This window comes from Brucella sp. TWI559, from assembly GCF_039674265.1.
Lineage (GTDB): Bacteria > Pseudomonadota > Alphaproteobacteria > Rhizobiales > Rhizobiaceae > Brucella > Brucella chromiisoli.
This window is the reverse complement of the sequence record NZ_JBDJNE010000006.1, coordinates 85104-97441: the sequence shown is the minus strand read 5'-3', so window position 1 is coordinate 97441 and position 12338 is coordinate 85104. Positions and strand designations below refer to the sequence as shown.

The following is a 12338-nucleotide window of genomic DNA, read 5'->3' as shown; positions in this document are numbered from 1 at the left end:
CCTCTATTTCAGACGATATTCAACGTGACGGCCACAGGGCAGTGATCGCTGGCTTTTGGTCGGTCCCATCCCGTGCGCGGATAACGATCAACATCCTGCCCCGGCGGGAAAATGGTCCGCCACGGCTGGCCGCGCCGAATAATCTGCGGAATGGCGCGCTCATTTTTATGCGCCAGCGATGGCGAGGCCAGAATGTAATCAAGCTGGCAAAGATGGCGTTCCTGTGGACCACGCGTGTGATAAAGCGTCCAGCGATCCATGACAGGGCGGCGCTCAACCAGATTGACGGCAAAACCATCACCCAGCAGCACATCCAGCGCGCTTGTCTCTTCCGAAGTCGGCGTAAACTGATAGCCATTCCATTCATCGCCCTCAATGACGATCCGCTCGCGATAATCATTGAAATCCCCGCAAATAAGCCAGCGCTTGTCTGCCGTACGACCGATGCCGAATTTTTCTTCGATAATGTGCCGAATGGCCCGCGTTTCCGCCTGCCGCACCGGCAGAGAAGCAGTCCGCCCGTCAAAACCATTGCGGGCACCGCTCATCGATTTGAGATGAACCACAAACAAAGACAAAGGCTTGCCATCGATGCGCAAATCGAGATTGAGGCAATCACGCTTAAAAATACGATCATGCGGCTCAAGTCCCAGTTCAGCCAGCACGGGCTGATAAAGGTCCAATTCCTTGTAGGTGAGATGCGCATGGCTTGTGACTTGCATCACTTCAATGCGTTGACCATGGCGCGTCGCATCTCGTGCCATAACAGCCACATCAATGCCGCGGCTGTCATTGCCATCAATCAAATATTTGTTGCGATAGCCCTGCCCGACCATCTTGAACAGATAGCCATATTCAAACGCATTCAGCGCAGCGAGATTATCGACCTCTTGCAGGCAAAGCACATCGGCCCGTGTTTCTGCGATAGCAAGAGCAGTCAACTGACGTGTGTCATCCGTATGGGCAATAGCACGCGACTGCTCCAACAAACGATATTGCGCTTCATCGCCAATCTCAAAAAGTTTAAGCGAACGATCCTGATGTAATTCATTGCGAAAGCCGGAAAAATCAAACCGGCGCATCAGATTTTCGACATTAAATGTGGCTATCGTAAACATGCCTGCGCAATCTCGCGGCTTGCGTCATGATTGGCAAGGGCTTCTTTTTAAAATTGCACAGCTGCGCTGGTTTTGATCGCAAATACCACCATATAATGTCTGCAAACCGGGATACCGAAAATGCTTGGAAAGATAAGATGCATCGCACTTTGCTCAGGTCTGTTCGCGGTAAGCCTTGCAGGCAGCGCTGCGGCGGTTGATCTGAACACGCCTTACGTGCCGTCTTTGCGCCCAAGCACGCCCCCTATCGCTGGCGGGTTGCCGCGAACTTATCAGCCGCAAGCAGGATCAGGTAAGTGTTATGGTGTGGGCTGCCGTGACAGCGGAAACTACATCTCGCCCGAAGGCATCCCGATCTACAAAAATGGCGACCCGCTTCAGGTCCGCCCATCGGATCGCACAGCTGTTAAAACTCTCGGTCCAAGCAGCAACCATATTTCATGGTGCTCAAACCGTTATCGCAGCTATCGCACTTCGGACGACACCTATCAACCTTTGGCGGGGCCACGCACAAACTGCAATTCACCGTTTCAATAATGAAAAAGCCGGACGTTGTCCGGCTTTTAAATATTTTATGCAGCTTCCGATTTGGAATGCGTGCGGATCAAACGTCCAAGACGCATGATACCTTCGTCAATCATTTCGTCATTGGCGCATGAATAGCTCAAACGCAGGGTATTCGCGCCCGTACCATCGGCAAAGAATGCTTTACCCGGAACAAAGGCCACCTTCTCGCTCTCAATTGAGGCTGCGAGCAATGCAGCACCGTCCATGCCCTTTGGCAACGTGACCCAGATGAACATGCCACCTTCCGGCTTTGTCCATTCCGTGCCTTCCGGCATATACTTGGCAAGCGCTTCCAGCATCTTATCGCGGCGATGCTTGTAAACGCCATGCAGTTTAGCGACCTGTTTGTCAAAACCGCTTGAGGCGACGCGATGAACAACAATCTGGTTGATTGTTGAAGAGTGCAGATCAGCAGCCTGCTTCATCAAAACCAGTTTGCGGATGACCGACTGCGCAGCAACGACGTAACCAACGCGCAGGCCCGGTGCGAGGGTCTTGGAGAAGGAGCCGCAATAGATGGTGCGGGTCTTTTCAATGTCGCCATCATGACGTGCGATATCCAGCGACAGGATCGGCGCAATCGCTTCGCCATTGTAACGCAGATACTGATAGGCCGCATCTTCGATGATCGGAATATCAAGCTCATCAGCTTCTGCGAGCAGTTTTTTCCGGCCGGCGAGACCAACCGTTTCTCCGGTCGGGTTGCTGAAGTCTGCCGAAAGATAAGCAAACTTGACCTGCCCGCCAGCGCTTTCCGCAGCCTGCTTATAGGAATCCGGTGTGCGGTTGCCGTTCAGCGAGAGCGTGTCGTAAGTCGGTTCATAGGCATTGAATGCCTGCAAGGCGCCGAGATAGGTCGGAGCCGTCACAAGAGCTGTGTCATTTGGCGAAATGAAAAGCTTGCCGAGATAATCGAGCGCCTGCTGCGAACCGGACGTAATGAACACATTGTCCTCGGTGCAGGGAATACCGATCTTGGCAAGCTCACCCACCAACCAGGTGCGCAGCGGCTTATATCCTTCCGACACGGAATATTGCAGAGCTGCATTGGCTTCAGGACCACCAAAAACGTCCTGATAGGCGCTCTGGAATTCGGCATGCGGAAACAGCGCCGGGTCGGGAATGCCGCCAGCAAAGGAAATAATATCCGGACGTTCCAGCAATTTCAGAAGTTCACGGATTTCCGAAGCGCGCATGCGTTTCGAACGCGTTGCAAATACAGTTTCCCAGTCCAGCACCGGAAATCTCCTCAATTCGTTTGAAGGCAAAGCCTCCTCAAACTTCACCATAGAAGGGTAAAGCGATAGCGCAAATTTCAGCCAACGAGAACACCTCTTTCCATGTTCACATGGAATAAAGATATTCCGAATTGTTTTGGCTCAACCACGCACAAAACATAAATTCAAAAGGCATTTGACGATCTTTTCGTGCGGGATAGCTTGCACTGAAAAACCAAATCATTGCCATGTATTAAAGGGGCGTAAGAAACGCCCCTCTTTTTCTCTGATCGAAAAGCACCTAAAATCTGATGAAGTTCAGACTTATCGCCTGGCGAAAATGGTGCTTTGCGAGAACCGGAACGGAGCATACATAAAGGACGTACGCACTCGAAACGGAACAAAGCGCCATTGGCAGACGGCCAGAGCCTGAATATCGCAGATTTTTAGTTGCGTGCCTTGTCCACGAGCTTGTTGGCTGCGATCCATGGCATCATGCCGCGGAGCTTTTCGCCAACTTCTTCGATCTGGTGGCTGTCGTTGTTGCGACGGATACCCTTGAAGCGCGCTGCACCCGCACGGTATTCCTGCATCCAATCGGAAGTGAACTTGCCGGTCTGAATGTCTTTCAGAACGCGCTTCATTTCTTCCTTGGTTTCAGCGGTGATGATGCGAGGGCCAGTGACATATTCGCCCCACTCAGCAGTGTTGGAGATCGAGTAGTTCATGTTGGCAATGCCGCCTTCGTAGATCAGATCCACGATAAGTTTCATTTCGTGCAGGCACTCGAAGTAAGCCATTTCTGGTGCATAACCAGCTTCAACCAGAACTTCAAAACCGGTGCGGATGAGTTCGACAACACCACCGCAAAGAACAGCCTGCTCACCGAACAGATCGGTTTCGCATTCTTCCTTGAAGGTGGTTTCGATAACGCCCGAACGGCCGCCACCAACGCCCGAAGCGTAGGAGAGAGCAAGGTCATGTGCGTTGCCCGAAGCATCCTGATGGATAGCGATAAGGCAAGGAACGCCGCCGCCCTTCTGGTATTCGCCGCGAACCGTGTGGCCCGGACCCTTTGGTGCGATCATGACAACGTCAACGGTCTTCTTTGGCTCGATCAGGCCAAAGTGAACATTGAGGCCGTGAGCGAAAGCAATCGCTGCGCCGTCACGGATGTTGTCCTGAATGTGATCCTTGTAGATGTCAGCCTGCAATTCGTCAGGCGTTGCCATCATCAGAAGGTCGGCCCACTTGGCTGCATCCGCAACATTCATCACTTCAAAGCCATCAGCTTCGGCCTTCTTGGCAGTCGCCGAACCTTCACGAAGAGCGATGCGCACATTGGCAGCGCCGGAGTCCTTGAGGTTGAGCGCATGAGCGCGCCCCTGGCTACCGTAACCGACGATAACAACCTTCTTCGACTTGATCAGATTAACGTCTGCATCACGATCGTAATAAACGCGCATTTCATATTCCCTTCATTCAGATTTCCCTGCGGCTTCCTCGTATCCGCAGACGATTATGCCCCGTAAAGAGCGAAAAACTGCTTTGTGGCGCGCCGGGCGTCCCGGATAACCACTTCGTCAGTCAGTTCCAGCCGATCGCCAAGCAGCAACCGGATCTGCATGTCCCGGACGACAAGTCCGAAAAATGCACGAAATGCTTCGTTAATGTCGTCAAAAGCCAGCAGCTTTGCTTCCTGACCAATTTCAAGAATGGGCTTGAGACGCTTTGCCATTGCAACCGGACCATTGGCAAGAACGATATCCCCCAAAGCCGACTTGCCTGATGCTGTATGACTGACCGCCAGACGGTTCAAAGCAATGGACGTCGGACCAGAGAGCACGAGCAGCCAATCGCGCGCAAAATGCTCAAGGCTGGAAAAGAGCGATTCCGCATCTAGCTTTTCGCGCGCAACAGGGACAACACGAACCTTCGACGCCTGCCAGCGAACCATTGCGGTGAGCAAACCGTCGCGATCGCCAAACCATTTATAGAGGCTTTCTTTGGAGCAATTGGCGGCGCGCGCAATGCTTGCCGTTGTCAAAGCGCGGTCACCGCCCTCAACAAGAAGACGCAACGCCTGCTCCAGAACTTCGTTCTGACGCGGCGAGAAAGACGGCTGCTTCTTAGCCTGCAATTCGTCGCTTTTATCAGTCACGGATCAATCCCTCCACTTTGTACCGTACGGTACGGTTCCGTTTATTAATCCCAGCTTGGATGACCGTCAAGCAGGATTTTTCACAACCAGGAAAGATTTTAGAATTGTCCCCCGGCCCATGTTTTGGGCAACAGGAAAGAAGCGAGCAAAATCAAAAACAAAGGGCGCATTCCAGAATCAAATTCTGAAATGCGCCCCGCAAATTGAAACCCGTAAAGATCAGATATTAACCTGTGTTCCGATCTCGACAACACGCCCCGTTGGTATCTGGAAATATTCTGTTGCATCCGATGCGGTACGCGCCAACAAAATAAACAGCTTATCCTGCCAAAGCGGCATGCCGGAATGCGCTGATGCTTTCAGCCAGCGGCGCGACAAAAAGAAAGACGTTGTCATAATATCGAACTTCCAGCCAAGTTTCCGGCATAAGCCCAACGCGCGCGGAATATTGGGTTGCTGCATATAGCCAAAAGTCAGCGTCACCAGCATGAAGCGCTCATTATATTGCGAAACGCGCGCGCGATCCGCACTGGAAACCCATGGCTTTGAGGCCGTAACCACCGTGAGGATCACGTTGTTCTCGTGCAGAACCTTATAATGCTTGAGACTGTGCATCAGCGCTGTCGGCGCACTTTTCGGATCACCGGTCAGAAACACCGCAGTACCCGGCACAATGGTTGGCGGACGCTTGTTCATTTGCTCGACGATCAGATCAAGCGGCACTTCTGCCTTACGCGTCTTCTGGAACAGGTGTCGGGTGCCGCGCACCCATGTCCACATGATGATCACCAGAATGGCGGCAAACAGAATAGAGGCCCAGCCGCCCTCATGTACTTTGATGATGTTCGCGCTAAAAAACAGAAGATCAACGATAAAAAACCCTGCGATAACCGGCAAGGCACGGCTGACACGCCAGTTCCAGATGCGTGTCATGACAAAATAAAGAAGACCAGTCGTGACCAACATATTGCCGGTAACAGCAATACCATATGCAGATGCCAGATTGTTGGATTTCTCAAAGCCAAGCACCAGAATAATAACCGTCAGACCGAGCAGCAGATTGACGCGCGGGATATAAATCTGTCCGTGCAGTTTTTCGGACGTATGCTGGATTTCCAGACGCGGCAGAATATTAAGCTGGACAGCCTGGCGTGCAACAGAAAACGCGCCACTGATAACCGCCTGACTGGCAATCACCGTCGCAGCCGTTGCGAGCAAGACCATCGGCCACAGTGCAAATTTCGGCATCATCTCGAAAAATGGCAGCGCCGCAGCTTCACCGTGCGAAAGCACGAATGCAGCTTGTCCGAAATAATTGAGCAGCAAGCTGGGGAAAACGATCCACAGCCAGGCCCGCACAATCGGCTTTCGTCCAAAATGCCCGAGATCGGCATAAAGTGCCTCTGCACCTGTCATGGCAAGAAACACGGCGCCAACAGTGATAAAGGCAACACCGGGGCTAACAGCCAAAAAGCGCACCGCATAATAAGGATTAAGGGCGGCCATAACTGTGGGATCATCAAAGATGTGCCAAAGCCCCAATGCACCAAGCGCCAGAAACCACACGGCCATAATCGGCCCGAAAACAATCGCAACCTTGCCTGTTCCGTATTTCTGGATTGAGAAGAGAACAACAAGAATGACGAGGGTAATCGGCACCACGAAGGGCGTCATGTGAGGTGCTACAATCTGAACCCCTTCAACAGCCGAAAGCACCGAAATGGCTGGCGTAATGACCGCATCACCAAAAAAAAGCGCCGCACCGCAAATCCCTGCCCCCAGAATAAGATCAGGCCGCCCTTTCAGGACAGACCGTACCAGTGCCATCAAAGAGAGAATGCCGCCTTCACCGTTATTGTCGGCGCGCAATACAAAGATCACATATTTAACCGTCACAACGAGCAGAAGCGCCCAGAAGATCAGCGAAACGACCCCGAGAATATCGGACCGCGAGAGAATACCATCCGAAGTTGCCGCATGCAGCGCCTCGCGAAAAGCATAGATCGGGCTGGTACCGATATCGCCGTAGACAACGCCCAGCGCTCCAAGCAGCAGCATTTTCATGCTGTCGTGTGAATGATCGTTTTCTTCCGAAACGGTGTTGTTCTCAGGAGAGATACTAACGGGCAGCGTATTCGTCTCTATCGCATCGCCTGAGGATGAAACGCTCTTATCTGTATTCTCGCTGCTCATATGCAGACACCTTCATAAATATCGAAATGGAATATCAGAGAGTGTAGAGGCGAATAAGCCGTCAACGGCCATGTGCCGCATGTATAAAAATCAAACTTTTCAAAGAAAAATATACTGAACCAACGCCATAGCACGGAACAAGGACAGTGGAAAACTTCATGTATGCTTCCCTCAAACGATCCTGTGCACGCAGCGCATGATCTGTGGCGCGCGGTTTATATCTTGTCGCGTCCGCGCACAAACGCGAAATTCGCACGGCTTGATTAGCAGCCATGCGTTTTAGGAGCCCCTTTTTATCCCGCAAGCGCAGCAATATAACGGCTGACGGTCACTGGCATACCATACATTAACGCATCTGCAGTCAAGCCGTGGCCAATCGACACTTCACTCAATTGCGGTACACGTTTGACCAGCGCGGGGAGATTTTCAACTGTCAGATCGTGCCCAGCATTGATTGCAAGCCCGAGCGCTGTTGCAGCATCCGCAGCTTTGCCAAGACGATTTATCTCATGCGATGCAGCCGCGGGATCGTCATAGGTCGCCCCATAAGGGCCGGTGTAAAGCTCAATCCGGTCAGCGCCGATAGCCTTGGCCTTTTCATAGCCAAGCGGATCGGGATCAGCAAAAAGCGATACACGCATACCGTTTGCCTTGAGCCGCTGAACAATAGGCTCCAGAAAATCCGACTTTGTTTCAAAGTCCCAACCATGATCGGATGTCGCCTGCATCGGATCATCAGGAACCAGCGTCACCTGTTGCGGCTGATGCTTTTCCACCAGTTCCAGAAAAGCTTCTGTCGGAAAGCCTTCGATATTGAACTCGGCCAGCGGGTATTCATCATCGATCAAAGCACGAATATCAGCAAGATCGGAAAAGCGGATATGGCGCTGATCGGGGCGCGGATGCACTGTCAAACCAGCGGCACCGGCTGCAAGCGCTGCACGTCCAAGGCCGGTAACACTTGGCCAGGGGAGATCACGCCTATTGCGCAACATGGCGATGGCATTAAGATTGACGGACAGTTTTGCAGGCATAGAGCGTGGCTCCCTCAAATAAGGATATGGCTTTATATCGTCCGTTGAGAAAAAATGTGAGTGTTTAAGACCGCATCTCACAAACAATTTCCAACAGCGGCCCGAATGGAAACTTTCATACGCTTTTTCGCAACTTTTGCCCCACCAGCAACGTTTTACCGAACAACAAAGCATTCAGAAACTGGAGGTCACCAATGCGCAATGAAGATATTCCGGTCATTCGACGCATTCCCACCAATCGCGAGGACGTCTTCGCTTTTGCAATCGAAGGGCATCTGGATGATGCAGCGCTGGAAAACCTCTATGGCCTGCTTGATGCGGCCTATGAAGGTCATGAAGAAATCGACCTGCTTATCCGGCTGACTGGCTATGAAGGCGTTGACTGGGGAGCTGCTTTTTCCGAAAGCATGCTCTCCATGCGCGCAAAATCACTGCGACATCTGCGTCGTTACGCGATTGTCGGCGGTCCTTTGTGGATACAGGCCAGCGTCACACTGATGCAGCCATTTCTCTCGATAGAAATGCGCACATTTGAATCGGATGATGAGCCGAAGGCGTGGGAATGGCTGGACGCCAAGCCACAAGAACACTGATCACTTGAGCAATCACTTTACAATCGTCAACTGCTCCGCAGCACGCGTGATGGCCGTATAAAGCCAGCGCTCGCGCGTGTCGCGGAATGCATAGCTTTCATCAAACAGCACGACATTATCCCACTGCGAACCCTGCGCCTTGTGCACAGTCAGCGCATATCCATAATCAAAATCATCAAAGCGTTTTTTGGTCTGCCACGGAATTTCAGCATCCGGGTCTTCAAACTGTGCCTTGAGCAATTTGATTTTGGCAACGCCACGATCTTCATCTTCCGGCGACACCAGAAGATTGATTCCGGGTTTCACGGTTTCCTTGGATGAGGTCATCACTTTCCAAAGAGATCCGTTCAGCAGCCCCTTGGCCGGATCATTGCGTAAACAAACCAGCTTATCGCCAGCCTGCGGATAATCTGCGCTGAAACCTTTCAGCTCACGCAGCCGCTGATTATAGCGCTTACGTGTGCGGTTTGTGCCGACAAGCACCTGATCAGCCGCCAGAACCAGATCCTGATTGACTTGCGACTTGGAGATGACCTTCGCCCGGCCCTCATCGCAATAGCTCAACTCCCTGCCCTCACGCACATCAAGCGCCATGCGGATAATGGGGTTATCACGTGCCTGCCGATGAATTTCAGTGAGCAGATAATCCGGCTCATGTTCGGTGAAGAACCCACCGCCGGAGATTGGCGGTAACTGGCCCGGATCGCCCAACACCAAAATCGGCGTACCAAATGTCATGAGATCGCGGCCGAGCTGCTCATCGACCATAGAACATTCATCCACAACGATCAGCGCCGCTTTGGCCACAGGGCTTTGACGATTAAGCGAAAAAGTCGGCGAAATAGACGTCTTGCCCGTCGTCTCGTCTTCAATCGCTTCTTCACCACGCGGGCGATAGATCAGCGAATGCAGCGTGCGGGCATTGTTCGCGCCCTTCGAGCGCAATACCTGCGCTGCCTTGCCGGTGAAGGCAGCAAACTGCACTTCGCCATCGACATGCTCGGCAAAATAACGCGCCAGCGTCGTTTTACCTGTACCGGCATAGCCAAACAGCCGAAAAATGGGCGAACGCCCTTCTTTCAGCCATTGTCCAACGGCCTTCAAGGCCTGATCCTGCTCTGGAGAAAACTGCATATGCTGTTCAGACAGGATTCGCCGCCCAAACACAAGATCAAACCGTGATCAAACCTTTTGGCTTACCAATGCCGCAAACTTATCAAGATCAACATTTCCGCCGCTCACAATCACGCCAACCCGCTTGCCCTTCAGGCTTGATGCGATCTGTCTTGCACCGGCAAACGCCAGACAGCCGGTCGGCTCAACCACCATTTTCATACGGCTTGCGAAAAACTTCATGCCCTGCACAAGTTCATCGTCGCTGACACTCAAAATATCGCGAACAGTCTTACGGATAATAGCAAAGGTGAGCTCACCCAAAGCTTGTGACTGCGCACCATCCGCCAAGGTCTGCGGAACGTCGATATGGACGATCTTGCCTGAGCGGAACGACTGCTGACCGTCATTGCCTGCTTCTGGCTCCACACCATAAACATCGCAGGAAGGGGAAAGTGCTTTGGCAGCCAAGGCTGAACCCGCCAGCAGTCCACCGCCGCCAAGGCAGACAAACAATGCATCCAGCGGGCCAACCTCTTCAATCAGTTCCTTTGCTGCCGTGCCCTGCCCTGCAATAATATCAGGATGATTAAACGGCGGAATAAGCGTCAGCCCACCCTCCTCGGCCAGCGTCTTCGAAAGAGCGTCGCGATCTTCGGTATAACGATTATAGGTAACGACTTTTGCGCCATAACCCCGCGTTGCGTCGAGCTTGGCCGCCGGCGCATCTTCGGGCATGATAATCGTCGCACCAATATTTAATAATTTCGCGGCCAGCGCGATCGCCTGCGCATGATTGCCGGAAGAAAAGGCAAGCACGCCGCGCTTCTTCTGCTCATCTGAAAACCGCGACAAAGCATTAAACGCCCCACGAAACTTGAACGCACCAATACGCTGAAAGTTTTCGCATTTGAAAAAGAACTCAGCCCCGGTTTCTCGATCAAGGATTGATGACGTGAAAACCGGTGTGTGATGCGCATGGCCTTCAATCTGTCTGGCAGCGGAGATCACATCGTCATAAGTGGGAAGTATGGACATCATTCACCTCTTCAACACGCTATTTCAGCATTGGCCAAAGGCTCAAAACCAGCAACAACGCCATGATTAAATTGAACCATTTCAATCGAACAGGATCGGAGAGCCAGTTGCGCAACAGCGTACCAAACCCCGCCCAGACGGAGACACTCGGCAGGTTAACCATCGCAAAAGCAGCACTCACCAGAAGAACGGCAACATAATAATTGTCGTGGTTTGCATAGGTCGCAATACCGGTGATTGCCATCACCCAGGCTTTGGGATTGACCCACTGGAAAGCCAGTGCCTGCAAAAACGACATGGGTTTTGTCTTGTCGCGTCTTTTAGACTCACCGATGGAACGCGATGTGGCAATTTTCCACGCAAGATAGAGCATGTAAGCGCCACCCGCGAACTTCAACGCCATATAGAACGACGGCACGGTTTCAATCAGCGCACCAAGGCCAAAACCCACGGCCAGCAACAGGATAAAAAACCCCACGCCAATGCCCAGCATATGCGGAATCGTGCGCCGGAAACCGAAATTCACACCGGATGCAAGCAGCATCAGATTGTTGGGACCGGGCGTGACCGACGAAACAAATGCAAAGACAACAAGCGCCAGAAATATTTCAAGAGACATAGTGATTTGACCTGAATTGTAGCTACAAATTAGCTCAATAAAAAACCGGCACAATCGAAACATTGTGCCGGTTTCAGCCGATATTGTCTCGATTAAGCTTGCTATTTACAGTCCCTGAGGCCCACGGTTCATGGCAGCCACACCCGTGCGACAGATTTCAACCAGACCAAGCGGCTTCATCAGCGAAATGAACTGGTCGATCTTGGCCGTCTTGCCGGTAATCTCCACAATGAAATGCTCGGTCGTTGCATCCACAATCTTGGCATTAAAGGCATCGGTCAGGCGCAGGGTTTCAGCACGCGCCTCGCCCTTTCCTGCAACCTTGATCAGCGCAAGCTCACGCTCAATCGGACGTTCATGGCCAAGTTCGACGGCGCGGTAGGTCATATCAACCACGCGGTGCACCGGCACGATGCGCTCCAACTGATGGCGGATCTGATCGAGAACATTTGGCGTGCCACGTGTCACAATCGTGATGCGCGACAGATGCTGCTCATGCTCGGTTTCAGAAACCGTCAGGCTTTCAATGTTGTAGCCGCGGCCTGAAAACAGGCCAATGACACGGGCGAGAACGCCCGGTTCGTTATCAACGAGAACCGAAAGCGTATGGGTTTCCGGTGTCTGGGTATCCGCTGCAATAAAATATGCCGAGCCGGATGCTAGATTTTGTGCGTTCATGTTCTTT

General features: G+C 52.3%; 12 protein-coding genes. 2 read left to right on the top strand and 10 right to left on the bottom strand.

Annotated features, from left to right (window positions below; all coding sequences use genetic code 11):
* Positions 1-8: 8 nt before the first annotated feature.
* Positions 9-1118, bottom strand: coding sequence for an endonuclease/exonuclease/phosphatase family protein (locus tag ABE530_RS09875; protein ID WP_499694396.1), 1110 nt, complete (start codon positions 1116-1118; stop codon positions 9-11).
* A 120-nt stretch (positions 1119-1238) separates the two neighbouring features.
* Between ABE530_RS09875 and ABE530_RS09870 the strand changes: the two genes are divergently transcribed.
* Positions 1239-1655 carry a BA14K family protein gene (locus ABE530_RS09870; RefSeq protein WP_499694395.1) on the top strand — a complete coding sequence of 139 codons (417 nt, stop codon included), beginning with the start codon at positions 1239-1241 and terminating at the stop codon, positions 1653-1655.
* 35 nt (positions 1656-1690) lie between these two features.
* Here the strand turns inward: ABE530_RS09870 and ABE530_RS09865 are convergent, their stop codons facing one another.
* The 5 genes from ABE530_RS09865 to ABE530_RS09845 all read right to left on the bottom strand — a co-directional run bounded on the left by ABE530_RS09865 (position 1691) and on the right by ABE530_RS09845 (position 8290).
* Positions 1691-2923: an aminotransferase-like domain-containing protein gene (locus tag ABE530_RS09865; RefSeq protein ID WP_499694394.1), complete on the bottom strand. Its 1233-nt coding sequence runs from the start codon at positions 2921-2923 to the stop codon at positions 1691-1693.
* A 425-nt stretch (positions 2924-3348) separates the two neighbouring features.
* Entirely contained in the window at positions 3349-4368 is a 1020-nt protein-coding gene (ilvC, locus tag ABE530_RS09860) for a ketol-acid reductoisomerase (RefSeq protein WP_265985376.1), read from the bottom strand.
* Between the two features lie 53 nt (positions 4369-4421).
* Complete coding sequence (locus tag ABE530_RS09855; RefSeq protein WP_265985377.1) at positions 4422-5063, bottom strand: TetR/AcrR family transcriptional regulator; 642 nt, start codon at positions 5061-5063, stop codon at positions 4422-4424.
* A gap of 219 nt (positions 5064-5282) precedes the next feature.
* Positions 5283-7127 (bottom strand): potassium transporter Kup, encoded by a 1845-nt coding sequence (locus ABE530_RS09850; RefSeq protein WP_265985483.1) that lies wholly within the window; start codon positions 7125-7127, stop codon positions 5283-5285.
* Between the two features lie 422 nt (positions 7128-7549).
* Positions 7550-8290: a pyridoxine 5'-phosphate synthase gene (locus ABE530_RS09845; RefSeq protein WP_499694393.1), complete on the bottom strand. Its 741-nt coding sequence runs from the start codon at positions 8288-8290 to the stop codon at positions 7550-7552.
* Positions 8291-8484: 194 nt separating this feature from the next.
* Here ABE530_RS09845 and ABE530_RS09840 point away from each other — a divergent pair, with 194 nt between their 5' ends.
* Positions 8485-8883, top strand: a complete 399-nt coding sequence (locus ABE530_RS09840; protein WP_499694392.1) for a SpoIIAA family protein — start codon at positions 8485-8487, stop codon at positions 8881-8883.
* Between the two features lie 12 nt (positions 8884-8895).
* Here the strand turns inward: ABE530_RS09840 and ABE530_RS09835 are convergent, their stop codons facing one another.
* The 4 genes from ABE530_RS09835 to ilvN form a co-directional block, all read right to left on the bottom strand.
* The gene (locus ABE530_RS09835) at positions 8896-10017 is read right to left on the bottom strand and encodes an ATP-dependent DNA helicase (protein WP_265985381.1); all 1122 of its coding nucleotides are present in this window, start codon (positions 10015-10017) and stop codon (positions 8896-8898) included.
* Between the two features lie 48 nt (positions 10018-10065).
* Positions 10066-11034 (bottom strand): threo-3-hydroxy-L-aspartate ammonia-lyase, encoded by a 969-nt coding sequence (locus ABE530_RS09830; RefSeq protein ID WP_265985382.1) that lies wholly within the window; start codon positions 11032-11034, stop codon positions 10066-10068.
* A gap of 19 nt (positions 11035-11053) precedes the next feature.
* A complete protein-coding gene (locus ABE530_RS09825; RefSeq protein ID WP_265985383.1) occupies positions 11054-11653 on the bottom strand; it encodes a LysE family translocator in 600 nt (199 codons plus the stop codon).
* 105 nt (positions 11654-11758) lie between these two features.
* Positions 11759-12331: an acetolactate synthase small subunit gene (ilvN, locus tag ABE530_RS09820; RefSeq protein WP_265985384.1), complete on the bottom strand. Its 573-nt coding sequence runs from the start codon at positions 12329-12331 to the stop codon at positions 11759-11761.
* Between the last annotated feature and the right edge of the window lie 7 nt (positions 12332-12338).